The sequence below is a fragment of the Streptomyces sp. NPDC002276 genome (genome assembly GCF_053891435.1).
Map to the genome: position 1 here is coordinate 24,462 of NZ_JBSFCQ010000036.1, position 24,425 is coordinate 48,886.

Here is a 24,425-nt window from a genome sequence, read left to right on the forward strand (position 1 = left end):
CGCTCTCGTCAGCCGGCGGTCGTGGTACCGGGACCCGCGTAGTCGGACGTGAAACAGGACGTGATGGCCTTCTCGGAGGCGGGGCGTCCGGCGAAGTCGAGCCGGGAGGCGACCTTGTCGTCGGGCTTGACGTTCGGGTCGGTGTCGAAGTAGATCGACCACCAATAGACGCCGCTCATCTTCCGTTCCTGGACGACCTTGCAGACGGCCGTGTACCAGTTGGCCTGCACCTGCGGGTTGACGGTCCGCTTGGCGTAGAAGTTGCCGGGGGAGTGGTAGGCGCCGTTCATGGCGCCGATGCCGGCCTCCGAGATGGTGATCTTCGGCAGCGGTCCGGTGGCCTTCTTGTCGAGCCAGTCGTTCCAGCCGGCGACGAGGGTGCTCACCGACGCGGTGTCGGCGACCTTCACCGGGAAGTACGCGTCGACGCCGAGGTGGCTGACGGGCATGGTGATCGGGCCCTCGACGTAGTTGTCCCAGTTCGCGTCGTAGGCGACCTCGCCGCTGAAGGTCTTCTCGGCACCGTCCACGAGCGCCTCCCAACGGGGGTCGCCCTCCATGGAGTTGAGCTCGGTGCCGATGACGAAGGTCGCCGCCCGCTCGCTGTGCGCCGCCTTCAGATAGGGCGTCATGAACGCCTTGTAGGAGGCGAACCAGGCGGTGCGGTCGGTGGGTTTGATGTTTCCGCGCCAGCCGCCGGCGGCCGTGTCGAGGGACTTCTCGTCCATGAGCGGCCGTACGGTCGTCCGCAGTCCGGCCTCGTGGAAGATCCGCAGGACCCGGGTGAGGCGCTCGGGGGTGGGGGTCTTGTCGCCGCCGCTGATCTCGTTGGACGTACGGGTGCCGGTGTAGAAGGGGAAGCTCACGCTGATCGAGTTGGCGTGCAGGCCGACCACGTAGTCGGCCTGGATCCTGGCCTGCTTCTCGATGTACTTGAGGGAGTGCTCGGGGTTGTCCTCCCAGTAGAGCTGGACGCCCCACTGCGGCATGCCCTTCTTCCACTCCTGGGTGACCTTGGCGGGGCTCGCGTCGGTCGAGGCCGAGGCGTCCGAGGCGGTGTTGCCGGTCGAGGGGGTCTTCTTCGTCGGCTCGTCGCCCTTGAGGACGAGGGTCGGCATGAGTGAGCCGGACTCCCAGCGCAGCGGATGGTCACCGGCGACGAAGGGCACCGCGAGCACGAAGGAGATGACGGATACGGGCAGCACGGCGAGCAGAGGCAGGCGGGCGCGCTTCATGAAGTGTCGATTCTTCTCTTCAGGTCTTCGCTTCAGGTCTTCTCTTCAGGTCTTCGCTTCGGGGGTCAGGCGGGCTTGGCGATGACGACGAACTTGTTCTCCTCGCGGCGCACGAACTTCCACAGTCCCTTGATGCCGCCGATCCCTTCGAGGAGGGAGAACAGGGGCAGCATCAGGAGCACCGCCATGGGTTCCCACCACTTGCGCCTGCCGTTCGCCGAGGCGATCGCGTTGAGCCGCAGCCCTTCCCAGTACGCCCAGATCACATAGGCGAAGCTGATCGACCACAGGATGACGACGGACTGGGTCACGGGCGAGGTGTTCATGTTGCCGATGAACCAGCCGACGAAGATGATCGTGCCGACGTGCTGCAACGGGCCCAGGATCCAGCTCGTCACACAGACGGTCAGGAACCAGCGGTAGCGGAGCGGGACCTTGCGGTTGCAGCAGAGGGCGACCAGGCCCCAGGCCCAGCGCTCGCGCTGCTTGATGAAGTCCTTGGCGTTGGCCGGGGAGGCGCCGTAGCAGCGGCCGTTGAACCAGTCGCTGCGGCCGGGATAGGTACGGCAGAACGTCAGCGCGAGGCGGGCGTCCTCGACGATCTCCTTCGGGCCGAAGTCCCAGCCGATCTCGGCCTCGATGGAGGCCCGCAGCACGAGCAGTTCGCCGTGCACGCCCGCGGCCGGGGTGCCGAGGCCGGTGAAGGCGCGGAACCGCGCGATGTCGTCGGCGGGGCGGATGGCGTCGGCGAACCAGGTGAGCTTGCTCACCGCGTTCTCGCGCGGGTACGTGAGGATGCCCTGCGCCATGTGCTTGACCTCTTCCGGGGTCGCACGGCGCTGGCGGTTGATGAACTGGGCGAGGGAGGCCGCCGTGTCGGGGCCCACACCGGTGTCGTCGTCCATGTGCAGCACCCAGACGTGTTCGAGGGCCTCGCCCTCCTCGATGCGCAGCTCATGGGCGTAGTTGTTGGCGCGGGCCTTGAAGCGGGTGCCGTTCTTCGTCTCGTAGACCTTCGGCACGGTGACCACCCGGATCAGGGGCGAGGTCGCCGCCAGCGCGTCGATCCGCTCGGCCGCCTCGCAGCCCTCCTCGGTGAGGACGTCCACGCGCATGTACGGGAACCACTCCGGGAGGTGCTCCACGTAGGAGAGGACGGACCGCTCCAGGGCCGGGTACGTGTCGTGCCGGCCGATGGTGGGCACGAGCGTGATCAGGAAGTCCTGGTCGACCGGGGCGGGCGGGGTCATCAGGTGCGCCTTGCGCAGCCGCCGGCGGATCAGCATGAAGCCCTGGAAGGAGACCAGGACACCGGGCACCGGAAGGGCCCAGCAGATGGTGATCACCCAGGCGAGCGGTGAGTCGCTCGGGGTGTACGACCACAGACTGAAGACGAGCAGGAACACCAGGGGCACGACGAACGGCAGGATCCCCGGCTTCCACGAGGCGGTGCGCTGAGCCAGTTTCGCGTTGTGCCGCGAATGCGGCATACCCCCGTCGACCAGTGTCGTTGTCACGACTGCGGAACTCCCATGAGATCGGTGGTGCGTCGAGGCAGCAGCAGATCTCGGCACGGCACGCTACGCGCGTCGCGCTCGTTTACTCAGGGTTCTGCCCCCAACGCCTTCATTGGCGCCTCGGCCACTCAGAAGCCCCCCCGGGCGCCCAAAAAACGCTGGCCGAACAGCTGCACGATCCTCGCACACTTGCTTCACGCAAGGAATGCGGGTGTGAAAGGTGTAGTCAAAAGTTAATCAAACTGGCTCTTGTGCAGTGATGTCCATATAGGGGCCGAAGCAGTGATCACCCGCGTGGAGGCGTACGTTCCCTTTACGTCGGCCAGCGTGTTCCTGCCCGTCGGCGAGGAGACGTTGTCGTACGACAGCGCCTGCCCCCACACGCTCCACAGCACCCACGGCGTCCGGCTCAGGGTGTGCGGCTGGGCCGCGTTCAGCGGGACGTGGAAGGACTCCGCCATGGCCCGGGGCCTGCGGTACCGCTCCAGACCCCGGTACCAGACCTCCGTCCAGGCGCCCGGACCGTACGGCTTCTCCGGGGAGCCGCTGTAGTCGTCGACACCGACCACGTCCACATAACGGCCGCCGGGGTAATAGGCGTGCGGCGACCGGCCGTAGGAGCCGTCCCAGGAGTTCGGCGACCAGACGAAGATCAGATGGTGCAGGCCGCGCCGGGTGACGAGGTGGTCGTATGTCGCACGCCACAGTTTTTGGTATACGGCCGGATCCTGCCCCGCCCACCAGAAGCCGTGGCCCGGTGTCGTGTTCATCTCGTGGTACGGCCGCAGCAGCACCGGCACCCCGCGGTCCGCGAGGTAGCCGAGGTGGTCCGCGAGATAGTCCAGGTCGTGCAGCAGGGCCCGGTGCTCGGCGGTGCCCTCGGTGACGACCCGGGCGAACCAGCCGGGGTCCTTCGCGGCGGGCGAGTTGCTGTGCAGGGTCTGGGGGAAGCCCTTGACCGGGCTGCCCGGGTACGGCTGGTGGAAGGAGAAGCCGACGATGCCGGCCGGTGCGCCCCCGTTGTGCGGCAGCGAGACCTGCGCGCCGCCCGCACCGCAGTCCGCGTGCGTGCCGGACGGCCGGTACGAACCGTCGGCGGCCCGGGGCAGCCCCGCCCACACCCCGACCGCGAGATCCACGGCGTCCTCGGCGTACCCCCACATGCGCCGGCAGCTCGGCCAGGCCCGCGAGTACGAGCGGGACTCGCCCACCGCCCAGCCCGGCTGGCCGTACCCCGGTCCCAGGTCCAGCTCCACGAAGCCGGGCAGGCGGCCCGTGATGTCCTGGGCCTTCTTGTAGTAGTAGCCCGGCTGCTTCAGGCCCCGGTAGTCGCCGTACGCCAGGTTGTACCGCTCGTTGTGCAGCTCCACGTGCTGGCCGATGACCGTCCGCGAGGCCTCGCCGCGCCGGGCCCTGTTCTCCAGGCCGGCCAGCAGCGCGTACACGTTCCGGGCGGCGGGCGTGGCTTTCGGGTCGCGGTCCCGCAGATCCACCGGGACCTCGTCCGGCCCCTGCCCGGCGGCCTCGCGCCGGGTCGCCCACCAGGCCAGCGGCGCGAGCGCGGCGGCGGACACCCCCGCCCCGATGAGCTGAACCCGCCCGCGCATCCGCATGATCCCCGACCCCTCCCCGACAAACCCTGGGGCGATTCTGCCCCGGAACGGGAGAAGGGGGTCGGCGCGGGCGCCGCGCCTAGTTCTGCGCGGCCGCCGAGGCCTGGGCCTCGCCGCGTCTGCCGATCTGGCGGAACGCGAACTCGGCCAGGTCGTCGCCGATGCTGAAGACCTTGGTGTCCTTCGTCGTCACGTCCGTGCCGTTGGTGAAACCGGCGATCGTGAAGTAGGCGTAGCGGCCGTAGGCGTTGGTGGTCGTGCGGCACACCGCGCCGTCGCAGAACGGCTTGACGCCCTTGCCGGACAGCGACTTGATGATGCTCTTCGTGTCCGCCTGCGCCTTGGCCTTCTCGGCCTGGGCCTCGCTGTCGAAGACGGCCACGCCGACCGTCACCGCGACATCGTCCTTGGTGTAGGTGACGCGCATCAGGCGGGTGCAGCCGTTGGCCGTGAGGACCTTCGGGAGGGTCGACTGGGCGGCCGAGGCGCAGTTCGTGGTGTCGGCCGTCGGACCCTTCTTGTACACGGTCGAGCCCATGGTCAACTGCGTGCCGGGGAACAGGAGTTCCGCGCTGAGCGGCGCGGTGTCCTTGGCCTTGCTGGAGATGAACTCCTTCGGGTCCAGCGGCGGCGGCGCACTGGTCGGCGCGAAGGACGGCGAGGTCGCGCCGGCGCTCGGCAGGGACCCGCTCGCGGGCAGGTTCGTCGGCTTCCCGGACGCGGTGTCGTCACCGTTCGCCGACATGACGGCCATGGCGACGGCCGTCCCGACGGCTATCGTCGCGACCGCGCCGCCGCCTATGAGCAGCAGTCTCTTGCGCCGGTTGCGCGTCTCCGCCCGGTCGGCGAGCGCGGCCCAGTCCGGGGTCTCGTCGTCGACGTTGCCGCCCCACGGCTGCTGCGATTGCGGTTTCCAGGGATCCCACTGGGACTGGGGTCCCCCCTGCCCGAAGCTCATGGGTCGCATCCTAGACGGGGGGACGGGGGTACCGGTGCGCCTCAACGAGGCCTGTGGGAACTGACGTTGGGATGTCGCGGTAAGTGTTTTCGCGGTCACTTTCCGCACGCGCTCCCGTCGGTCCCGCCGCGTTTTGACCCGTCCGGCCGGGCGCGGGTACTCTTACGGTTTGTTATGCGTATCGGCTTGGTCGTTCTCAGACGAGAAGCCCTTGCGTAGGTTCCCTGGAGCAGTTACCAGTGGGCGGCATACGGGCATCGTCCCCGGCCATTGTCGTCCCCAGCTGCACGATCGCTTCAGTGATGCCATGTGTCAGCACCCATCCACTGAAGAAGAAGGCTGCGAAGTGCGTACGTACAGCCCCAAGCCCGGCGACGTGACTCGCCAGTGGCACGTCATCGACGCCCAGGACATCGTCCTCGGCCGTCTGGCTACCACTGCCGCGAACCTCCTCCGTGGCAAGCACAAGCCGACCTATGCCCCGCACATGGACATGGGCGACTTCGTCATCATCATCAACGCCGACAAGGTTCACCTGTCCGGCAACAAGAAGACCCAGAAGCTGGCGTACCGCCACTCCGGCTACCCGGGTGGTCTGCGCTCCGTCCGCTACGACGAGCTGCTGGCGAAGAACCCCGAGAAGGCCGTCGAGAAGGCCATCAAGGGCATGATCCCCAAGAACACCCTGGGCCGTCAGATGATCAGCAAGCTGAAGGTCTACTCGGGCGACCAGCACCCGCACGCTGCCCAGCAGCCGGTGCCGTTCGAGATCACCCAGGTCGCGCAGTAGTTCCGGCCACACCCCCAAACAGAAAAGAATCTGAGGAGAACCGTGGCCGAGACCACCGTTGAGCAGCCGGTCGAAGAGACCGAGACCGAGCTCGTCGACATCGAGAGCTACACCACCGAGTCCGAGGTGCCCGTCGAGGGCGAGTACACCTCCGAGTCGCTCGCCGGCCGCTTCGGCGACCCGCAGCCCGCCGCCGGCCTGGGCCGCCGCAAGAACGCCATCGCGCGCGTTCGCATCGTGCCCGGCACCGGCAAGTGGAAGGTCAACGGGCGCACGCTTGAGGACTACTTCCCGAACAAGGTCCACCAGCAGGAAGTCAACGAGCCCTTCAAGGTGCTCGAACTCGACGGCCGCTACGACGTCATCGCCCGTATCTCGGGTGGCGGCGTCTCCGGTCAGGCCGGTGCCCTGCGCCTCGGCGTGGCCCGCGCGCTGAACGAGGCCGACGTGGACAACAACCGCGGCGCCCTCAAGAAGGCCGGTTACCTCCGTCGCGACGACCGTGCGGTCGAGCGCAAGAAGGCCGGTCTCAAGAAGGCCCGCAAGGCTCCGCAGTACAGCAAGCGCTAAATCGCGTCGGCTGTCTGTACTCCGAACGCCCCGGCGGCACGCCAGTCGTGTCGCCGGGGCGTTCGTTTATCACAGCGCGGGGCGTATAACGGCACAAGACGCTCAAAGGCTTGTGTGATCGGATGAACAGGCATCGTATGCCTGGAGCGCAGGACTTTCGCCTTGCATGATTTTCGCCTTCCTCAGGAGGACAAGTGGGACGACTCTTCGGTACGGACGGCGTGCGCGGTGTCGCCAACGCGGATCTGACGGCCGAACTGGCCCTCGGCCTCTCCGTCGCGGCGGCGCATGTACTCGCCGAGGCGGGCACGTTCGCCGGCCACCGGGCAACAGCCGTGGTCGGACGGGACCCGCGCGCGTCCGGGGAGTTCCTGGAGGCCGCGGTGGTCGCGGGCCTCGCCAGCTCGGGAGTGGACGTACTGCTCGTCGGTGTGCTGCCCACCCCCGCGGTGGCGTATCTCACCGGTGTGCTGGGCGCCGACCTCGGTGTGGTGCTCTCCGCGAGCCACAACGCCATGCCCGACAACGGCCTCAAGTTCCTCGCGCGCGGCGGGCACAAGCTCGACGACGAGCTGGAGGACCGGATCGAGAAGGTCTACGAGGAGCACCGCACCGGCGCCCCCTGGGACCGCCCGACCGGCTCGGGCGTCGGCCGGGTCCGGCACTACAACGAAGGCTTCGACCAGTACGTCGCCCATCTCATCGGCGTGCTCCCGAACCGGCTCGACGGCCTGCGGATCGTCCTCGACGAGGCGCACGGCGCCGCGGCCCGCGTCTCCCCCGAGGCCTTCTCCCGGGCCGGCGCCGAGATCATCACCATCGGCACCGACCCCGACGGCCTCAACATCAACGACGGCTGCGGCTCGACCCACCTGGGGCTGCTCAAGGCCGCCGTCGTCGAGCACGGCGCCGACTTCGGCATCGCGCACGACGGTGACGCCGACCGCTGCCTGGCCGTGGACCACACCGGTGAAGAGGTCGACGGGGATCAGATCATGGCCGTACTCGCGCTGGCGATGCGGGAGCGTTCCGCACTGCGCTCCGACACCGTCGTCGCGACCGTCATGTCGAACCTCGGCTTCAAACTGGCCATGGAGCGGGAGGGGTTGACGCTCGTCCAGACGGCGGTCGGCGACCGCTACGTCCTGGAGGAGATGAAGGAGCACGGCTACGCGCTGGGCGGCGAGCAGTCCGGGCACGTGATCATCCTGGACCACGCGACCACGGGCGACGGCACGTTGACCGGGCTGATGCTGGCGGCTCGCGTCGCCGACACGGGTCGTACCCTCAAGGACCTCGCGTCCGTGATGACGCGGTTGCCGCAGGTGCTCATCAACGTGCCTGATGTGGACCGGACTCGGGTGGGGACGTCCGCGGACCTTGCCGCCGCGGTTGCCGAGGCGGAGCGTGAACTCGGGGCTACGGGGCGGGTGTTGCTGCGGCCTTCGGGTACCGAGCCGTTGGTACGGGTGATGGTCGAGGCGGCTGACATCGACCAGGCGCGGTCTGTGGCCGGGCGGTTGGCGGATGCGGTGAAGTCGGCGCTGGGGTAGGCGCGTTGCCGGGTTCGGGGTGCCGGGGAGTGTGCGTTGCGGGCTGCGGGTTCGTCGCGGCTGGGCGCGCGGTTCCCCGCGCCCCTTTGGGGCGCTTACAGCTTGCGTAGGCTCAGACGCTTGACCTTGTGGTCCTGGCCCTTGCGGATGACCAGGGTGGCGCGGCCCCGCGTCGGGGCGATGTTCTCCACCAGGTTGGGCTTGTTGATGGTGCGCCAGAGGGTGCGGGCGTAGTCGACGGCCTCGTCCTCGGAGACCTGGGTGTACTTGCGGAAGTACGAGTCCGGGTTCTGGAACGCGGTGGCCCGCAGCTTGCGGAACCGGTTCAGGTACCAGCGCTCGATGTCCTCGGCGCTCGCGTCGACGTACACACTGAAGTCGAAGTAGTCCGCGAGACCGACCCGGGTACGGCCGTCCGTGCCGGGCAGCGCGGGCTGGAGCACGTTCAGCCCCTCCACGATCAGAATGTCGGGGCGCCGGACCGTGAGGCGCTGGTCGGGCACGATGTCGTAGATCAGGTGGGAGTAGACGGGCGCGGTGACCTCGTCCTTGCCCGCCTTGATGTCGGCGACGAAACGGGTCAGCGCGCGGCGGTCGTACGACTCCGGGAAGCCCTTGCGCGACATCAGCCCGCGCGCCTCCAACTCCCTTGTGGGGAGCAGGAACCCGTCGGTGGTGACCAGCTCGACGCGGGGATGCTCGGGCCAGCGGGAGAGCAACGCCTGGAGGAGCCGCGCGACGGTCGACTTCCCTACGGCCACCGACCCCGCGACGCCTATCACGAACGGGGTGCCGGACTGGGAGCCCTGTTCGCCCAGGAAGGTGTTCAGCGCGCTTCTGAGGCCGTCCGTGGCGCCGACGTAGAGGTTGAGGAGTCTGGACAGCGGGAGGTAGATGTCCCGCACCTCGTCGAGGTCGATGACATCGCCCAGGCCGCGCAGCTTCTCGACCTCGTCGGCGGTGAGCGGCAGCGGCGTCTTGTCGCGCAGCGCGCTCCACTCGGCTCGGGTGAGGTCGACGTAGGGAGTCGCCTCCGGCTTGTGCCGGTGGGCGCTCCGGGGCATCGGGGAGACCGGAGAGATCACCAGTCCATTGTTAACGGAGTTTGAACGGGCTGGTGGGTGGGGTGCGTCACGTGGGTGTGCCCAGCTTCTGCCGGCACTCGGCGAGCGCGAACTCTCCGTAGCTGTCCGCGATCCTCTCCATGAGCCCGCCGTCGGGGACTCCCGGGTTCCAGGCGAGGACGGGGTACTCGCCGTCCCGGTCGGGACGGGAGGTGTCGAGGACGGCGTACGTCCACACGTCGTCGAGCAGCACCACCATCAGCTCCGGCGGCAGACCGAGCTTCCGGGCGCCGAGGGTCTCGGCCGGGGAGCCCCGGAGTACGTCTCCGGCGCGTTCGTTCCGCCACACGCCGAGGAACTCGGTGGGCGGCACGTCCCAGCTGCCGAACTCCTCGATCAGGAGACGGTACGACGGCGGGAACACGAGGCCCGTCTCACGCTCGGCACGGGCGATCAGCTCGGGGGAGCAGCCGTGCAGGTGCTGTGCCTCGTCCGGGTGGGCGCGGACCAGGTCGACGACCTGGCGGCTCGCTTCGAGAGGCGTCATGGGCCCGTCACCAGGACCATGGATCCGGAGGTGTGCGGGTCCGGTTCCTCGACGTCGAATCCCGCCGAGGCGAGGATCTCCATGAGCGCGGTCCGCATCCGGTTGAGCACCGTGTTGAAGTGGCGGAGGACCGGGGGCGGGTTGTCGTAGTCGATCCCCTGCGCGAAGAGAGCGAGCGCCGGATCCCTCAGCTCCGCGTCCGTGCGCCAGTTCGCGTACACCCCGCCGTCGACGAACGGCGTGACGTACACACTGACCCCGGGCAGGACGTCCGGCTCGCCGGTCAGGTCAGGCCGGTGCACGGGGAAACCGGCGCGTCGCAGTTCCCGGCAGACTCGCTCGGCCAGCGCCTGGCGCTCCTCGACGACCTCCGGTGAGGCTTTCGGGGGCAGGTCGAATCCGGGCAGGTCGAATCCGGGCTGGTCGCTCATGGGCCGGCCGGTCATGGGCTCTCCGGAAGCGAGGGGGGTCTTGGTGCTGCGGCTGGCAGGGCGGACGTCGTGCCGAACACCAGGACGTGGTCGGGGTTCATGGTGTCGTTCTCCGGCGTCGCGACGAGTCCCGACGACAGCAGGATCTTGATGAGTGCCCCCTGCATGTGGAGGCCGATCGTTCCGGGGTAGCGGACGGCCGGCGCGGTGGGGTCGCCGGCCGTGAGGCTGTCGACGGCCGCTTCGATCATCGCGGGGTCGCATCTCCAGCCCACGGACAGCGGGGCCGACACCATCTCGGCGTCGGGTTCGACGCGGACCACGGCTCCTGACCGGTCGGCGGTCGCGGGGGCGCCCTCGCGGAAGGCGGGGAGGCCCGCCTGCCGGAGGGCCCGGAGCACCTGGTCGGCCAACTCGTTCCGGGCGGCGAGGACTTCGTCGGACGCGCGGGCGAAACCGTACTCGGGGACGGCGTTGCTCACTCTCCGGATCTCCTTCGGGTCAGTTCTCGGGGGCGAGGTGATCGACGGCCCACGGCACGTGGTCCTCGCCGTAGCCGAAGCGCTCGCCCAGTGCCCGGTAGCCGGCGTACTGGTGGGCGGTGACCGGTGCGGACAGCACCTTGAGCAGGCGGAGGAACAGACGGTATCCGAGGTCGGGGTCGGCGTGGACGACGGTCTCCTCCAGGGCGGCGACCACGGCCGGGCCCGGGATGCCCAGCCAGTGCGCGCTGACGGTCCGGGTCGCCAGGTACGGGCTCGCCTCGCGGATCACCTCCAGCACCGGGGGCGCCAGCTCGGTCCGTACCGGTCCTACGACGGGTGTGTAGGAAGGGGCGATGTTCCGCAGGTGTTCCCGGCTCACGTCCGCGATCAGGCGCAGCCAGTCCCGGCCGTCGATGCCGAGCAGGTCGATGTTGAGACCCCGGCCCGACGCGGCCAGCCACAGGGTGGTGACCGTGTCGGAGGTGAGAGGGGAGTCCAGGAGGCGGGTGGCGTCTTCGAGCAGCCGGGCGGCGGCGGTGCCCGGGGTCTCCGCGGTGTCGTCGGCCGCCGCCTCCCGCTCCACGCCCTCCCGGGCCGTGGGCTGCCACCAGTCACCGCCGAAGCGCTCCGAGAGCGCCGAGACGCCGAAGTCTCCCGAGCCGTCGCGCCGGGCCGGGTCGAGGGGCAGCCACTGGATGTCGAGGCCGTCATAGACCAGCGGTCCCGGCTGGTCGACATCCGAAGAGATCTCCATGAGACGGTCGTACTGGTCCTTGGCGACCGGTACGGTCCACGCCTTCAGGATGCGGAGCAGGAGGCGGAACCCGAGATCCGCGTCGGCCTTCCCCGCGATGTCCGCCAGCGCGTCCGGAAGCCCTGCGGGCAGGGCGGCGACCCGTATCTCCGCGACGACCGCCTCGCGGAGTTCCTCCTCCGGGAACTCGGGGTGCGGTCGCTCCGGCCAGTACGTCTGACGTCTCTTGCGGACCCGGGCCGGGTACAGGTCCGCGAGCCGGTTCAGCCAGCCGTGGAGGTCCATCCCGAAGTCCGCCGGGTCGAAGCGGTCGTGCGTGGCCGCGAGCCAGGCCGCGCGGAGAGTCTCGTCCGGCAGACCGGCGTCCAGCAGACAGCGGACGTCCACACCGAGTTCCACGGCGCCTTCGCCCTCGGCCACCTCCGCCACCTCCGCGGCGAGTTCCAGTGCCCGTACGACGTCGGGTGCGGTGTCCGTGGCCAGCTTCCCGGCGAGCGCGCTGAGCCCGAAGTCGTCCTCGTAGAACTCCGCGTACCGTTCGCGCTGTCGTGTCATGGGCTCCATCCTCTCCTGCTCGCCCTTCCCGACCATGGCCGGAATTTCCGGAATCGGGCACGAAGTGCCGTGTTCGGGAGGGCTTCGGCGCCTAGGCTGCCGCGCATGTGCGGAATCGTGGGATACGTGGGGTCGCAGTCGGCGCTCGATGTGGTGATGGCCGGACTGAAGCGGCTGGAGTACCGGGGGTACGACTCGTCGGGTGTGGCCGTGCTCGCGGACGGCGGGCTGGCGGCGGCGAAGCGGGCCGGGAAGCTCGTCAATCTGGAGAAGGAACTCGTCGACCGGCCGCTGCCGGCGGGCTCGACCGGCATCGGGCACACGCGCTGGGCCACGCACGGCGGTCCGACGGACGCCAACGCCCACCCGCATCTCGACAACGCGGGCCGGGTCGCCGTCGTCCACAACGGCATCATCGAGAACTTCGCCTGTCTGCGCGCCGAGTTGGCCGAGCGCGGGCACGATCTCGCCTCCGACACGGACACCGAGGTGGTCGCGCATCTGCTGGCCGAGGAGTTCTCGGCGTGCGCGGACCTCGCGGAGGCGATGCGGCAGGTGTGCCTGCGCCTGGAGGGCGCGTTCACCCTGGTCGCCGTACACGCGGACGAGCCGGACGTGGTCGTCGGCGCGCGCCGCAACTCGCCGCTGGTGGTGGGGGTGGGTGAGGGCGAGGCCTTCCTCGCCTCCGACGTCGCCGCGTTCATCGCCCACACGCGGTCCGCGATCGAGCTGGGTCAGGACCAGGTGGTCGAACTGCGCCGCGACGGCGTGACGGTCACCGGTTTCGACGGCGCCCCGGCCGAGGTCCGCTCCTACCACGTCGACTGGGACGCCTCCGCCGCCGAGAAGGGCGGCTACGACTACTTCATGCTCAAGGAGATCGCCGAGCAGCCGAAGGCGGTCGCGGACACCCTGCTCGGCCGGATCGACGTGGCGGGCCTGCTGACGCTGGACGAAGTCCGCATCCCCGTCCATGAGTTGAGGGAGATCGACAAGGTCGTCATCGTCGCCTGCGGTACGGCCTTCCACGCCGGGCTGATCGCCAAGTACGCCATCGAGCACTGGACGCGCATCCCGTGCGAGGTGGAGCTGGCGAGCGAGTTCCGCTACCGGGACCCGATCCTGGGAGCGCGGTCGCTGGTCATCGCCATCTCGCAGTCCGGCGAGACGATGGACACGCTGATGGCGCTGCGGCACGCCCGTGAGCAGGGTTCGAAGGTCCTCGCGATCTGCAACACCAACGGCTCGACGATTCCCCGTGAGTCGGACGCCGTGCTGTACACGCACGCCGGCCCCGAGGTCGCCGTGGCGTCCACGAAGGCGTTCCTGACGCAGCTGGTCGCGTGCTACCTGGTCGCCCTGTACCTCGGCCAGGTGCGGGGCACCAAGTGGGGCGACGAGATCCAGGCCGTCATCCGCGACCTCTCGCAGATCTCCGGCGAGGTCGAACGGGTGCTGGAAACCATGGAGCCCGTACGGGAGTTGGCGCGCTCGGTGGCGTCGAAGAACACGGTGCTGTTCCTGGGCCGGCATGTCGGCTATCCCGTCGCTCTCGAAGGCGCCCTGAAACTCAAGGAGTTGGCGTACATGCACGCCGAGGGCTTCGCGGCGGGGGAGTTGAAGCACGGGCCGATCGCGCTGATCGAGGAGGGCATGCCGGTCGTGGTCGTCGTACCGTCCCCGCGCGGCCGTTCCGTACTCCACGACAAGATCGTGTCCAACATCCAGGAGATCCGGGCGCGGGGGGCGATGACCATCGTGATCGCGGAGGAGGGCGACGAGACGGTCGTCCCGTACGCCGACCATCTCATCCGGATCCCCGCCACCCCGACGTTGCTGCAACCCCTCGTCGCCACCGTCCCGTTGCAGGTCTTCGCCTGCGAACTGGCCACGGCCCGCGGCAACGAGGTGGACCAGCCGCGGAACCTGGCGAAGTCGGTGACGGTGGAGTGAGCGGCCGTCTTCAGTCAACTGCCATGACTTCGGCGAGACTTACGGCGGGACAGCCGAGCATGCCGGTCAGCACGCGACGCTGACGAGGCGTCAGAGGAGTCACGAAGACCGCCGCTCCGGCGGCGGTCCTCTCGCAGAGCAGCGCGGCTTCCCGGACCTTCCCGTAGGTGAGAAGAGTCCGTGCGGAGAAGGGCAGCGCCATCTTCCGGACACCGCCGTCCGAGACACCACGCCGTTGCACGATCCGGCCGACGACTCGCGCACCGCGCGTCTCCAACTCCCGTGCCGCCGCGTCCATCAGCGCGGCGGATTCCCTCTGCTTGGCGGAGAAGAAGCCGACGATCACCACATCGGCCCCGGCGACCGCGAAGGCCGGAGCCCGGTCCGCCTCCGCTCCCGGGCGATGAACCGGACGCCGGTCGCGCCGTCGACCCTGATGCATGACCCACAGGCTAGGTGCACATCGACGGTGGCGACACGGGGTTTTGCGCGCTGGGTTTTGTGCGCTGAAAGCGGCGTGAGGGCGCGGTGAGGGCGTGGTGAAACCGGCCGGGCGCAGGCTCTGTTCCAGACGGAAGGTCCACCGACTCCAAGGAGCAGACCACCATGGCCATCACCCTCCCCCCCCACCCTCACCCCCGCCCTCACCGACCAGGACAAGGCCACCCTGCGGACCGCCGCGTACGGCGCCGTGTCGCTCATGGCGGCGGCCGGTGCGGCTGGTTCGCCGCACCGGATCGCCACCCGGGGCAGCATCGCGCTGTGCTCCGCGACGGGTCAGGTCGGCTACGTCCTCGCCGAGAAGTCGAAGATCGGCGGCCTGGACGGCAGGTCCGTGGCCGAACTCGCCGACCGCGTGCTGCCGGCCCTGACGGAGACCATGCGCCTGCTCGGCCGGCGGGACCCGTCCGAGGCGGACAACTTCCGCGCCACCGTCCTCGTCGCCGTGGAAGAGTCCGTACGGACCGTCAAGGGCGAGCCCGGGCCCGTCATGACCGAGATGGTCCGCAAGATCACGGGAGCACTGGACGCCGTGTGACCGGGCCGGGCAAGGAGAAGGAGAAGGATGCCGAGTGCGGTGCCGTGTAGTGCGGTGCGGGTGGCCGGTCGGGACGACGGCTGGTACCGAGGTGACTGTCATGTGCACTCGGTGTCCTCGAACGGCGGTGAGCTGACGCCGGAACGTCTTGCCGACGAGGCCCGTGCGGCCGGGCTGGATTTTCTGGCGGCCACCGAGCACAACAACGCGGACACGCACGGCACTTGGAGCCGGTGCGCCGGAGACGATCTGCTGGTGGTTCCGGGGCAGGAGGTCACCACCCGCACCGGGCACTGGCTCGCGCTGGGTCTCCGCCCGGGGCAGGTGGTCGACTGGCGGTACGGCGTGCGGGACGAGGTGGTCGACCGGCGGCTGGACGAAGTCCATCGGGGCGGTGGCCTGTGCGTGGTGGCCCATCCGCACGCGCCGTACGACTCGGGCACGTTCATGTATCCGCACCAGGGGTTCGACGTGGTGGAGGTGTGGAACGGGCCGTGGCGCTCGGACCTGCCCTGGCAGGCGGACAACGAGGCGGCTCTGACCGAGTGGGGCCGCGGTCTGGGCGGCGACATCCGGCAGGGCCGGTGGCGGCCGGCGATGGGCAACAGCGACACGCATCTGTCGGGCCAGATCGGTATTCCGCACACGGTCGTGCGGGCCGAGGAGCTGAGTACGGGCGCGGTGCTCGCCGGCCTTCGCGCCGGGCGGAGTTGGATCGCCGGATCGGCCGCCGTCGAGCTGTCGCTCACGGTGTCCGCCGGTGCCCGACGGGTGGGTGTCGGTGGGGAGTTGGAGAGCGGTGGGGGACCGGTGGTGGCTCGGGTGGGTGTGCGCGGTGTGCCTTCGGGGGTGGTCGGTCTTCACACCGAGCGGGGGGAGGTCCACGCTGCTTCGCTGCCTGCCGGGGGAGCGGGCGCGGTGGAGTGGCGGACCAGTGCGCGGGAGTCGCCGTTCGTCCGTGTCGAGGTGCGTCATCCCGGGGGGAGCATGGCGGCCCTGAGCAACCCGATCATCCTTCGCTGAGGGAGGCCCGCTCCATCGCGCCGTCCAGATGCGTGATGACCGCCGCCACGTCGTCGCTCTCCGTGTGGCGGATCAGTTCCAGGGCCGGGCGGACCAGGGCGCCCGGGCGGGCGATCAGGCGGGCGAGTACGGCGGCTCGGATGTCGAGGCGGTCGATGGTGGCCGCTTGTTCCGCTTCGGTCTGGCCGGCGAGGAGGACGGTGTTGTGCCAGGCCTCCGCGCGGGACTGGACGATGCTGAAGTCGAGGATCTGTTCGTCCGTGCGGCCTCCGACCCGGTCCAGGAGGGACAGGAGCGGGGACACGGCGTCCACCGAGTCCTGCACCGCCAGCACCACGCGCGCCAGGATGTCGTTGATCAGCAGGTAGTCGTGCTGGAGGGCGTGGATGTCCGTGCCGGGGCCGGTCCGGGCGGCGGCGACGGCCAGGTCCAGGTTGATGTGCGCGTTCACGCCCAGGATCAGGTGCTGGACGATGACGGTGTCGCGGTCGTCCAGCAGTCCGAACGTCTCGCGCCAGCAGCGCGGGCCGCCGCGGTCGCGGAGCCAGGCGTCGTGGGCCTCGAAGTAACGGTTGCCGAAGAGCGTGTCGAAACGGTCCATGCGGGGGCCGTCCTCGAACTGCCCCTCGTGGATGGCCTTCCGGATCTCGACGGTCACCTGTCGGTACAGGGCGGCGAAGTATCCGATGCGGTCACCAGCGCGGGTCGCCTCCCGCACGATGTCGGCGAGCCCGTCCACGACCTCGTCGATGTTCTGTGCCGTCATGCCCAACTCCCCTTTGCCGGAGCCACAGTTCGGACTGCCCAGTCTCACCGATACCGGCCGCCGCGGTACGGCTCACACGCACATGCGTGCTTCACCCCGCCCGCCACCGCTGCTCCGCGCCCCCGGTCAACGGCACCAGCGAAACCCCGTCACCGCCCTCCGGAGTCATCCCCGTCAGGATCGCGATCGCCGGGCGGATCACCCCGTCGCCGTCCACCGTGAACCTCAAGTTGTCGCCGTGACCCCCGTCCACCGAATCGCACTCCCAGATGCCGACCCCCTTGTCCACGGACCCCCGGCTGTCCAGGCACAGGTCGGAGTCGGCGGACGACTGCACCACCCCGCGGGTCGCGTCCACGCGCCACAGCTGGGTGCCGGACGAGGTGCAGGGGGCCGTGATCACATCCGTGCCCTCCGTCAGGTCGCCGTCCCGGATGTCCAGGCACCGGCCCGTGGAGACGTTCACGACCTGGGCGTACGTGCCGTTCGGCGCGTGGGCGGTGGGAGAGGGGGTGGGGCTCGCCGAGCGCGTCGGCTTCGAACTCCTCGTCGGGGACGGTGATTTGGAGGGAGGCGTGGATGACGGCGTCACCGGGACCGTCGCCGTCACCGTCACCTCCGACGGGGTCGACGGGATCGCCACCGTGCCTGCAGCCGCTCCCGCACGCGGCGTCGATCCACCCGGCCGCAGCAGGAAGAACAGCAGCGGCACCAACGCCACGCCCAGCGCCGCCGAGGCCAGCACCAGGCGGCGGGACGGTGCCCAAGTCGAGGGAGTCGTACTGGAGTTGCCCCTCACCTCCTCATGACCGCTCATCGCGTACGACGACCCCGCCCACGGCAGCAACCCCTCCGCCAGCGTCGCCCGCGGCGCGTCCCGCAGTGCCGTCAGTTCCTCGTACGCGCCCGTGCAGTGGGCGCAGTGCGCCATGTGGGCGTGCAGGTCGGCGCTGTCGCGGGGGGTGTCGGGGCGTACCGACTCCTCGATCAGGCGCCGGAAGTCACCGCAGCGCGGGTCGTCGGAGGCGGCCAGCCGGGACTTCAGGCAGGCCTGGGCCATGGCCCGCAGGGCCCGTTCGGTGCCGTGGACGACGTCCTCGCGGGTGAGGCCGAGGAAGGCGGCGGTCACGGCTTCCGGTTCCCGCTCGACAGTGCCGTACCAGACCAGGCCCTGGGTGCGGGCGGGGAGGGACTGGAAGGCCGGGAGCATGGTGGGCTTCGGGGCCGCCGTGTTCAGGAGCAGGAGGAGGCCGGAATCCAGGCCGGCCGAGCGGTCGTCCAGGGACCACGAGGTGGCCACCCGCCCGGTCAGCAGCAGGAGTTGGTGCCGCCAGGGGACTCCCGGGTCCACTCCGCGTGCCGTCTCGCGGGCCGCGAGGGTGAACGCCTGCGCCGCCAACTGCCGTGCCGCCGACTCGCTCGTGGTGCACAGGCGGGCGTAGGACAGCACGGACGGCTGGTGCCGGGCGCGGAGTTCCTGGAGCGCCGGATAGACCGTGGACGTGCCGGCGCGCAGCAGTTCCGTGAGCCGCGCGTCGGAAGCGTCGGCGTGTGCGCCGCCGTACTCCTCGGAGTGGACCATTCAGCCGTCTCCTCGCGCCCGTCCTGACGTACCAGCCAGTTTGTCGGGTGACCATAGTGGTGGAAGGAGACCGGTGGGGAAAGAGGTTTCTGTGGGTAACCCGGTCGTGCCGAGGTCAGGGCCGGGGCCGGGGCCGGGGTCGGGGAACGCCTGAGCGCGGCGCACGCACACGCGCGCCGCGCTCAACACGGGCAAGGGTCACTCCTCGACCGTGAGGCCCTTTCGCAGCTTGACCAGCGTGCGCGACAGCAGGCGCGACACATGCATCTGCGAGATGCCCAGTTCGTCGCCGATCTCCGACTGCGTCATGTTGGCGACGAAGCGCAGAGAGAGGATCTGCCGGTCCCGTTGCGGGAGTTCGGCGATCAGCGGCTTCAACGACTCCACGTACTCGATGCCTTCGAGCCCGTGGTCCTCGTAGCCGATGCGGTCCGCGAGCGCGCCCTCGGAGTCGTCCTCCTCGGGCTGGGCGTCGAGTGAGCTGGCGGTGTAGGCGTTCGACGCCGCCATCCCCTCGACGACCTCGTCGCGGGAGAGCTTCAGGCGCTCGGCGAGTTCGGCCACGGTGGGGGCGCGGTCGAGTTGCTGGGCCAGTTCGTCGCCGGCCTTGGCCAGGTCGAGCCGGAGTTCCTGAAGTCGGCGCGGGACGCGTACGGACCACGAGGTGTCGCGGAAGAAGCGCTTGATCTCACCGACGATGGTGGGCATCGCGAAGGTGGGGAACTCGACGCCGCGGCTGAGTTCGAAGCGGTCGATCGCCTTGATCAGGCCGATCGTGCCGACCTGGATGATGTCCTCCATCGGCTCGCTGCGCGAGCGGAACCGGGAGGCGGCGAACTTGACCAGCGCGAGGTTGAGTTCGACGAGCGTGTTGCGGACGTACGAGTAGGCGTGCGTCCCTTCTTCGAGGGACTCCAGCCGCTCGAAGAGAGTCTTGGAGAGGGCCCGTGCGTCCACGGCGCCGATCTCGTCGTACGGGGGGATCTCGGGGAGCCCCTCGATGATGGGACTGGGATCCAGTTGTGCCGGTGGGGGTGTCGACGTCGCTGTCGGGGTAGGCGATGCGTCGAGCCGGGGTGACATGGTGTCCTCCATCGTTCTCGGCATATGGCTGCCGAAGCCGGTGCGTGCACTGCGGAGTGCGGCGCCTCCAAAGCCGGTCGTGTCGGTCGCGTCGGTCGGTCGTATCGATAGCCGGTCTTGTCGGTCGTATCGAATGTCCAAACTGTTGTCCCTACTAGCCCTACCCGGTTTCCGGAGCCCGCCGCAAGTGCGCTGTGTACCTATATGTCCACTTGTGGGCGGTTGTTCGGGTGTCGGAGAGTGTGAGGAAGGCGTAGTGTTCCAGGGCGAACGTCAACAGCCACGACCTCGGGAGAGAGAGACGGCATGGACCGCGGCACGGTCGGCAGCGCACAGTCTGGCCGGCTTCTGGTCGAGGTGCGGAAACAGGGCCTCAGCGCCGTTGTGACACCGGCGGGTGAGTTGGATCACCACACCGCCGAGCTGTTGCGCGAACCGCTGGAGGACCTGCTCGCCCACGGGTACGCACGGCTCGTCGTGGACTGCTCACGACTGGAGTTCTGCGACTCCACGGGCCTGAACGTACTGCTCGGCGCACGCCTGAAGGCGGAGGCCGCAGACGGCGGAGTGCACCTCGTGGGGATGAAGCCCGCGGTGGCGCGCGTCTTCGAGATCACCGGGGCGGAAGCGGTCTTCACCGTCCACGACACCCTTGAGGCCGCGCTCGCCGACGAATAAGGGGTGTTTTGCCGGTTAGTCAGGGCAGGAGAACATCTGAACCTGTCGGCGACCGGAGCGACGAAAACACCCCTGGCCCACGTACTACTGACTGTTGAACCCGTACCACCCCTTGAACACGTACCGAGTCTTGAATCGTGAACCGGTGAATCGGTGAGGTGAAGCGCTGATGAGCACCACCCGGCCCTACCCGCCGGGCGACCGCCCGGAGCCCGGTGGCGCTACGGGGGCGCCCGCGGGGGGCGCTTCCGTGCCGTCCGCCGGGGACGACACCGAACCGGCCGCGGGCCGGCTCACCCGCAGACTCGGGTTCGCGGGGGAGAGCGGGGTCGTCCCCCTCGCCCGCGACTTCGCCCGCCAGGCCCTGTACGCCTGGGGCTGGCTGCCCGCCGAGAGCGCCGACCGGCGCGCCGCCGCCGAGGACGTCCTCCTCGTCGTCTCCGAGCTGGTAACCAACGCCTGCCTGCACGCCGAGGGACCGGATGAGATGTGGATCACCTGCGAGAACAAGGTGATCCGCGTCGAGGTCTCCGACCGCGGCAGCGGCCAGCCCGCCCCCAGAACCCCGCACCGCGCCGGCCGCCCCGGCGGCCACGGCATGTTCATCGTGCAGCGGCTGTGCCTGGACTGGGGAGTCGTACGGACTCCGGGAGTCACCGGAAAGACCGTGTGGGCGGAGCTGGGAGCACCGGCGTAACGCGGTCGCCGCGCCCATGAGGGAATCCCTTCCCCTCGCACTGACACACGTCGGATCGTCACAACTCCGACGTGCGCCTTGTCTTCCTTCCTCACGACCCCCGGCGTACCTTGACGGCCGATCTGATGTGCCGTCAGGAATGAGGGGACCGTGTCGTACCAGAAACGAACCGCAGCGCTCGCGTCCGTCGCGGCCCTGGCCGGCTCGGCGGTATTCATGGCCGCCCCCGCAGCCCGGGCCGACGTGGTCGACGTCAACTACAAGTGCCAGACACCCATCGGCGTCAAGACCGCCGTCTCGCCCATCGACATCAAGGGCGTCAAGAGCGGCAGCGGCTACAAGCTCACCATGTCCTGGCAGAAGGGCGTCTCCTCCAGCCCCGTCGAACTCGGCAAGGGCGCCATGAGCCCCAGCGCCACCATCAAGGTGGGCGGCGCCGACAGCGGCACCGTCTCCGTGTCGGGCCCCGCCAACGCCGCCGCGATCCCCGCCAACACCCCCATCAAAATCAACGACTTGACCGGCACGTACACCCCGAAGGCCAGCGGCAAGGTCACGTTCACGGCGGCCATTCTCACCATCAAGGCCCTCGGTACGACGACCACGTGCACCCCCACCAACAGCCCTGGCCCGTCCCTCACGCTGGACGTCACGGCGGCGGGCGGATCATCGGGATCCAGCGGCTCGACCGGGAGCGACACCGGTACGGACTCCGGCGGCACCCTCCCCAAGACCGGCCCCGACGACTCGGTCGTCGCGCTCGGCACGCTCGGCGGCACGGTACTGCTCGCGGGCGCGGCGGGCACCCTGTGGCTGACCCGGCGCAACCAGACGGCCCGCGCCCGCCGTTGACGGTCCCGCACGTCCGCCGCGGCGTAGGGATGACGACGGTCGGGTGGCCGAACCCCCGTGTGCGGAAGTCGAGTTGACGGGAGCGGTGATGTGAGCGGCAAGGTGCGGATCTCGGCGCTGGCGGCGGTGCTCGCACTGCTTCTGCTGCCGTTGGCGGGGGCGGGTGCGACGCCGGTCGCGGCGGCCGACGGACCGAAGGTGACGCTCTCCAAGTCGCAGGCGGGGACGGGCGGTTCGATCACCGTCTCCGGCAGCGGCTGGCGGGCGGACGCCCTGCTGACGGTGCTGATCTGCGGGCAGGCCACGCCCGCGCGCGGGGTGATCGGCGGCACCAACTCCTGTGCCAACGCGGACGGCCGGGCCGTCACCACCGACGCCAAGGGTGTCTTCAGCAAGAAACTCCCGGTGTCCGAACCGCCGGTGCCCTGCCCATGCGTGGTGCATGTGGCGACGGTGACCGGGGCGAGCGCGTCGGCGGACGCCGTCTTCCAGGTGGCGGGCCACGCGGTCGAACCACTGCCCGCGGAACCGTCGACCGGACGGCTGTCGGTCATCTCCGACACCCGCCTCGACGGTTCGAGCGGACTGCTGACCTGGTTCGGGGCACCGGCGTCCCGCACGCTCGTCTTCACCGTCGGCAACGCCGGCTCGTCCCCCGTCAAGAACCCGGTGTTCCAACTGGGCACCTCCCACGGGGTGTTCGCACCGCAGTGGGACGACCAGCAGTTCAGCGGCACGATCGCGCCCGGCGGCAAGGCGGAGATCAAACTCCCGGTCGAACTGTCGGCCGGGGCGCACGGCGACTACAGCGTCTCCCTGAAATACGGCGGCCGGGTACTCGCCGAGGAGCCGTGGGGCGTCGGCCGCCCCTGGGGCGTGACCCTGTTCTGGATCCTGCTCTGCGTGGTCGTACCGGCGGCGGTGTTCCGCGTCGGCATGGCCGTGGTGGACCGGCTACGGCCGCGCAAGCCGGGCCGCAGCACGGGCCCGCCCCGGCACCGGGACCCGCGACTACGGCTACCGCTGCGACTGCGACCGCGGCTGCCCGAACAACTCGCCCTGCGGCTGCCGAAGTCCGGCACGGCCGCACCGCACACGGCTCCCGCGACCTCGACCCTGCCGTGGTTCACCCCGGACTCCGACCCGGGCACGGCCGGTCGGCTCTCCGCACCGCACGACGACAGTCCGACGAGTCCAACGACTCCCACCAGGAAGGGACTTCAGTGAGCAAGCGAAGGAGAGTCATACCGGTCGGCGGACGGAGAGCGGGTGCGGCGGCCACGGCGTTGATCCTCGGCGGCGCGGGCATCCTGCTCGGCATGAGCGCCGGGTCCGCGCAGGCCGCCGAGGTGTCCTACGCCACCCACTGCGTGCCGCCCGCGGGTATCGACCCGGTCGACGGCACCACCAAGGTCGAGATCACCGCGCCCGCCACGGCGCGTGTCGGCGACACGGTCGACATCGTGTGGAAGTTCACGCAGGCCGCGTCCAAGAACCCCGACATCATCGACCTGCCCGCCAACTCCGTTCAGCCGTCCGGGACTTTGAAGGCGGGAGGCGCGCAGACCGCCGCCGTGGCGATGCTGGGCCCGCGCGTGAATCCGGCGATCCCCAAGGGCGGCGCGATGACGCTGTCCGACATGAAGGGCACCCTGAAGCTGACGACGGCCGGCGAGGTGACGCTGACACCGGACGCGTACAAGGTCAACGCGTTCGGGACGGACACCAAGTGTGCGCCGACCGTGACGGTTCCGACGTCGGCGACGATCGATGTGACGGCGGGGGGCGGCAGCTCGTCGAGCACGTCACCGACGCCGTCGGACTCGACATCCGTGTCGGCGTCGGAGTCGGAGTCCGCGTCGGAGTCCGCCTCCGAATCTGCCTCCGAATCCGCGTCGAGCAGCCCCAGCGACTCGGTGTCCGCGAGCGCGAGCGACGGCACCGGCCAGAGCGACTTCACCGGCAAAGAGGTCTCCGTCCCGTACGCGTGCAAGACGCCGCTCGGTGACAAGAGTGCGACCTCGCCCGTGCAGATCAACGCCAAGAAGGACGGCGGGAGTTACGACCTCACCGTGCAGTTCAACGGTTCCGTCATGGACAGCCCCGCCGACATCCCGGCGAACTCCGTCAGCCCCTCGATGGAAGTGGTCCTCGGCGGCGCGGACTCGGGCACCGTCCATGTCGAGGGACCGACGAACTCCGCTGCCATCAAGTCCGGCGACCCGATCAAGATCCCTGACCTGACGGGCACGTACAAGCCGGGCGCGAGCGGTACGTCGACGCTGGCTCCCGGAGTTCTGACGGTCAAGGCCCTCGGCACGACGACGACCTGCACGCCGACCAAGTCCGAGGTCTCCCTGACCCTGGACACCACGGAACAGGCGAGCGGGGCGTCGGGCAGTACGTCGTCCTCTGGTGGGCTTGCGGAGACGGGATCCGACAGCCATGGCGCTCTGAAGGCTCTGGGATTGGTCTCCGGTACGGCGATCCTGCTGGGTGTGGCGGTGTTCACGTTCCTGCCGGGGCGGAGGCGGCTGCGGTAGACAAGTGCTGGTTGGCCACTCGCTTCTTGTCAGTGTCGGGCCGGAACGGACCAAGTAAAGGGCGCTCCCTACGGTCGCGTCGCCTACGGCGATGACCCTCCGGGTCACCCTTGACTAGGTCCGCCCCAGCCCGGTTT

The 24,425-nt window shown here is 69.6% G+C and carries 24 protein-coding genes; 11 read left to right on the forward strand and 13 right to left on the reverse strand.

The genetic code is table 11. The annotated features are described in order from the left end of the window. Positions 1 to 8: 8 nt before the first annotated feature. From ACWIHT_RS45605 to ACWIHT_RS45620, 4 genes are all read right to left on the reverse strand, one after another. Positions 9 to 1,235: a glycoside hydrolase family 113 gene (locus ACWIHT_RS45605; protein ID WP_456174548.1), complete on the reverse strand. Its 1,227-nt coding sequence runs from the start codon at positions 1,233 to 1,235 to the stop codon at positions 9 to 11. 65 nt (positions 1,236 to 1,300) lie between these two features. Further along, positions 1,301 to 2,752: a glycosyltransferase family 2 protein gene (locus tag ACWIHT_RS45610; protein WP_456174549.1), complete on the reverse strand. Its 1,452-nt coding sequence runs from the start codon at positions 2,750 to 2,752 to the stop codon at positions 1,301 to 1,303. 233 nt (positions 2,753 to 2,985) lie between these two features. Next, positions 2,986 to 4,359 carry a glycoside hydrolase family 26 protein gene (locus tag ACWIHT_RS45615; RefSeq protein WP_456174550.1) on the reverse strand — a complete coding sequence of 458 codons (1,374 nt, stop codon included), beginning with the start codon at positions 4,357 to 4,359 and terminating at the stop codon, positions 2,986 to 2,988. 85 nt (positions 4,360 to 4,444) lie between these two features. Further along, on the reverse strand, positions 4,445 to 5,323 hold the full coding sequence (locus ACWIHT_RS45620) for a hypothetical protein (RefSeq protein WP_456174551.1): 879 nt from the start codon (positions 5,321 to 5,323) through the stop codon (positions 4,445 to 4,447). A 346-nt stretch (positions 5,324 to 5,669) separates the two neighbouring features. Between ACWIHT_RS45620 and rplM the strand changes: the two genes are divergently transcribed. The 3 genes from rplM to glmM all read left to right on the forward strand — a co-directional run bounded on the left by rplM (position 5,670) and on the right by glmM (position 8,236). Beyond that, the gene (gene rplM, locus ACWIHT_RS45625) at positions 5,670 to 6,113 is read left to right on the forward strand and encodes a 50S ribosomal protein L13 (protein WP_013001400.1); all 444 of its coding nucleotides are present in this window, start codon (positions 5,670 to 5,672) and stop codon (positions 6,111 to 6,113) included. A gap of 42 nt (positions 6,114 to 6,155) precedes the next feature. After that, positions 6,156 to 6,683, forward strand: coding sequence for a 30S ribosomal protein S9 (gene rpsI, locus ACWIHT_RS45630; RefSeq protein WP_019072263.1), 528 nt, complete (start codon positions 6,156 to 6,158; stop codon positions 6,681 to 6,683). A 194-nt stretch (positions 6,684 to 6,877) separates the two neighbouring features. Next, positions 6,878 to 8,236: a phosphoglucosamine mutase gene (glmM, locus tag ACWIHT_RS45635; protein WP_456174552.1), complete on the forward strand. Its 1,359-nt coding sequence runs from the start codon at positions 6,878 to 6,880 to the stop codon at positions 8,234 to 8,236. A gap of 95 nt (positions 8,237 to 8,331) precedes the next feature. Here glmM and coaA read toward each other — a convergent pair whose 3' ends face one another. From coaA to ACWIHT_RS45660, 5 genes are all read right to left on the reverse strand, one after another. Then, the gene (gene coaA / locus ACWIHT_RS45640; RefSeq protein ID WP_456174568.1) at positions 8,332 to 9,300 is read right to left on the reverse strand and encodes a type I pantothenate kinase; all 969 of its coding nucleotides are present in this window, start codon (positions 9,298 to 9,300) and stop codon (positions 8,332 to 8,334) included. Positions 9,301 to 9,367: 67 nt separating this feature from the next. After that, complete coding sequence (locus ACWIHT_RS45645) at positions 9,368 to 9,847, reverse strand: SMI1/KNR4 family protein (RefSeq protein ID WP_456174553.1); 480 nt, start codon at positions 9,845 to 9,847, stop codon at positions 9,368 to 9,370. After that, positions 9,844 to 10,293, reverse strand: coding sequence for a hypothetical protein (locus tag ACWIHT_RS45650; RefSeq protein WP_456174554.1), 450 nt, complete (start codon positions 10,291 to 10,293; stop codon positions 9,844 to 9,846). Before ACWIHT_RS45650 ends, ACWIHT_RS45645 begins: the two co-directional genes overlap by 4 nt. Next, positions 10,290 to 10,760, reverse strand: a complete 471-nt coding sequence (locus ACWIHT_RS45655; protein ID WP_456174555.1) for a hypothetical protein — start codon at positions 10,758 to 10,760, stop codon at positions 10,290 to 10,292. The genes ACWIHT_RS45650 and ACWIHT_RS45655 overlap by 4 nt, the downstream gene beginning before the upstream one ends. Before the next feature lie 19 nt (positions 10,761 to 10,779). Beyond that, entirely contained in the window at positions 10,780 to 12,072 is a 1,293-nt protein-coding gene (locus ACWIHT_RS45660; RefSeq protein ID WP_456174556.1) for a hypothetical protein, read from the reverse strand. Between the two features lie 105 nt (positions 12,073 to 12,177). Between ACWIHT_RS45660 and glmS the strand changes: the two genes are divergently transcribed. After that, on the forward strand, positions 12,178 to 14,025 hold the full coding sequence (glmS, locus tag ACWIHT_RS45665) for a glutamine--fructose-6-phosphate transaminase (isomerizing) (RefSeq protein ID WP_456174557.1): 1,848 nt from the start codon (positions 12,178 to 12,180) through the stop codon (positions 14,023 to 14,025). A gap of 10 nt (positions 14,026 to 14,035) precedes the next feature. Here glmS and ACWIHT_RS45670 read toward each other — a convergent pair whose 3' ends face one another. Beyond that, positions 14,036 to 14,467: a hypothetical protein gene (locus ACWIHT_RS45670; protein ID WP_456174558.1), complete on the reverse strand. Its 432-nt coding sequence runs from the start codon at positions 14,465 to 14,467 to the stop codon at positions 14,036 to 14,038. 258 nt (positions 14,468 to 14,725) lie between these two features. Here ACWIHT_RS45670 and ACWIHT_RS45675 point away from each other — a divergent pair, with 258 nt between their 5' ends. Next, positions 14,726 to 15,064 carry a hypothetical protein gene (locus ACWIHT_RS45675; RefSeq protein ID WP_456174559.1) on the forward strand — a complete coding sequence of 113 codons (339 nt, stop codon included), beginning with the start codon at positions 14,726 to 14,728 and terminating at the stop codon, positions 15,062 to 15,064. Between the two features lie 102 nt (positions 15,065 to 15,166). Next, entirely contained in the window at positions 15,167 to 16,087 is a 921-nt protein-coding gene (locus ACWIHT_RS45680; RefSeq protein WP_456174560.1) for a CehA/McbA family metallohydrolase, read from the forward strand. On the opposite strand, the gene ACWIHT_RS45685 is transcribed toward ACWIHT_RS45680, so the two are convergent. The 3 genes from ACWIHT_RS45685 to ACWIHT_RS45695 all read right to left on the reverse strand — a co-directional run bounded on the left by ACWIHT_RS45685 (position 16,074) and on the right by ACWIHT_RS45695 (position 19,518). Then, positions 16,074 to 16,853, reverse strand: a complete 780-nt coding sequence (locus ACWIHT_RS45685) for a DUF5995 family protein (protein ID WP_456174561.1) — start codon at positions 16,851 to 16,853, stop codon at positions 16,074 to 16,076. The two genes, ACWIHT_RS45680 and ACWIHT_RS45685, sit on opposite strands and share 14 nt — an antisense overlap. A 91-nt stretch (positions 16,854 to 16,944) precedes the next feature. Beyond that, entirely contained in the window at positions 16,945 to 18,435 is a 1,491-nt protein-coding gene (locus ACWIHT_RS45690) for a ricin-type beta-trefoil lectin domain protein (RefSeq protein ID WP_456174562.1), read from the reverse strand. A 198-nt stretch (positions 18,436 to 18,633) separates the two neighbouring features. Beyond that, on the reverse strand, positions 18,634 to 19,518 hold the full coding sequence (locus ACWIHT_RS45695; RefSeq protein ID WP_456174569.1) for an RNA polymerase sigma factor SigF: 885 nt from the start codon (positions 19,516 to 19,518) through the stop codon (positions 18,634 to 18,636). 306 nt (positions 19,519 to 19,824) lie between these two features. On the opposite strand from ACWIHT_RS45695, the gene ACWIHT_RS45700 reads away from it, so the two are divergent. From ACWIHT_RS45700 to ACWIHT_RS45720, 5 genes are all read left to right on the forward strand, one after another. Further along, positions 19,825 to 20,196 (forward strand): STAS domain-containing protein, encoded by a 372-nt coding sequence (locus ACWIHT_RS45700; protein ID WP_456174563.1) that lies wholly within the window; start codon positions 19,825 to 19,827, stop codon positions 20,194 to 20,196. Between the two features lie 169 nt (positions 20,197 to 20,365). Beyond that, positions 20,366 to 20,893, forward strand: coding sequence for an ATP-binding protein (locus ACWIHT_RS45705; RefSeq protein ID WP_456174564.1), 528 nt, complete (start codon positions 20,366 to 20,368; stop codon positions 20,891 to 20,893). Between the two features lie 150 nt (positions 20,894 to 21,043). Beyond that, on the forward strand, positions 21,044 to 21,745 hold the full coding sequence (locus ACWIHT_RS45710; protein ID WP_456174565.1) for an LPXTG cell wall anchor domain-containing protein: 702 nt from the start codon (positions 21,044 to 21,046) through the stop codon (positions 21,743 to 21,745). 90 nt (positions 21,746 to 21,835) lie between these two features. Next, positions 21,836 to 22,972: a hypothetical protein gene (locus ACWIHT_RS45715; RefSeq protein ID WP_456174566.1), complete on the forward strand. Its 1,137-nt coding sequence runs from the start codon at positions 21,836 to 21,838 to the stop codon at positions 22,970 to 22,972. Further along, entirely contained in the window at positions 22,969 to 24,288 is a 1,320-nt protein-coding gene (locus ACWIHT_RS45720) for a hypothetical protein (protein WP_456174567.1), read from the forward strand. The genes ACWIHT_RS45715 and ACWIHT_RS45720 overlap by 4 nt, the downstream gene beginning before the upstream one ends. The last annotated feature ends 137 nt before the right edge of the window (positions 24,289 to 24,425 follow it).

What these genes read in the sequence shown, in the direction of transcription:
- ACWIHT_RS45700 (WP_456174563.1), top strand. Translation starts at nt 19,825, where the DNA reads ATGGACCGCGGCACGGTCGGCAGCGCACAGTCTGGCCGGCTTCTGGTC.
- ACWIHT_RS45645 (WP_456174553.1), bottom strand. Translation starts at nt 9,847, where the DNA reads ATGACGCCTCTCGAAGCGAGCCGCCAGGTCGTCGACCTGGTCCGCGCC.
- ACWIHT_RS45685 (WP_456174561.1), bottom strand. Translation starts at nt 16,853, where the DNA reads ATGACGGCACAGAACATCGACGAGGTCGTGGACGGGCTCGCCGACATC.
- ACWIHT_RS45705 (WP_456174564.1), top strand. Translation starts at nt 20,366, where the DNA reads ATGAGCACCACCCGGCCCTACCCGCCGGGCGACCGCCCGGAGCCCGGT.
- ACWIHT_RS45605 (WP_456174548.1), bottom strand. Translation starts at nt 1,235, where the DNA reads ATGAAGCGCGCCCGCCTGCCTCTGCTCGCCGTGCTGCCCGTATCCGTC.
- ACWIHT_RS45670 (WP_456174558.1), bottom strand. Translation starts at nt 14,467, where the DNA reads ATGCATCAGGGTCGACGGCGCGACCGGCGTCCGGTTCATCGCCCGGGA.
- glmS (WP_456174557.1), top strand. Translation starts at nt 12,178, where the DNA reads ATGTGCGGAATCGTGGGATACGTGGGGTCGCAGTCGGCGCTCGATGTG.
- ACWIHT_RS45620 (WP_456174551.1), bottom strand. Translation starts at nt 5,323, where the DNA reads ATGAGCTTCGGGCAGGGGGGACCCCAGTCCCAGTGGGATCCCTGGAAA.
- ACWIHT_RS45690 (WP_456174562.1), bottom strand. Translation starts at nt 18,435, where the DNA reads ATGGTCCACTCCGAGGAGTACGGCGGCGCACACGCCGACGCTTCCGAC.
- ACWIHT_RS45650 (WP_456174554.1), bottom strand. Translation starts at nt 10,293, where the DNA reads ATGACCGGCCGGCCCATGAGCGACCAGCCCGGATTCGACCTGCCCGGA.
- ACWIHT_RS45660 (WP_456174556.1), bottom strand. Translation starts at nt 12,072, where the DNA reads ATGACACGACAGCGCGAACGGTACGCGGAGTTCTACGAGGACGACTTC.
- coaA (WP_456174568.1), bottom strand. Translation starts at nt 9,300, where the DNA reads ATGCCCCGGAGCGCCCACCGGCACAAGCCGGAGGCGACTCCCTACGTC.
- ACWIHT_RS45695 (WP_456174569.1), bottom strand. Translation starts at nt 19,518, where the DNA reads ATGTCACCCCGGCTCGACGCATCGCCTACCCCGACAGCGACGTCGACA.
- ACWIHT_RS45675 (WP_456174559.1), top strand. Translation starts at nt 14,726, where the DNA reads ATGGCGGCGGCCGGTGCGGCTGGTTCGCCGCACCGGATCGCCACCCGG.
- ACWIHT_RS45615 (WP_456174550.1), bottom strand. Translation starts at nt 4,359, where the DNA reads ATGCGCGGGCGGGTTCAGCTCATCGGGGCGGGGGTGTCCGCCGCCGCG.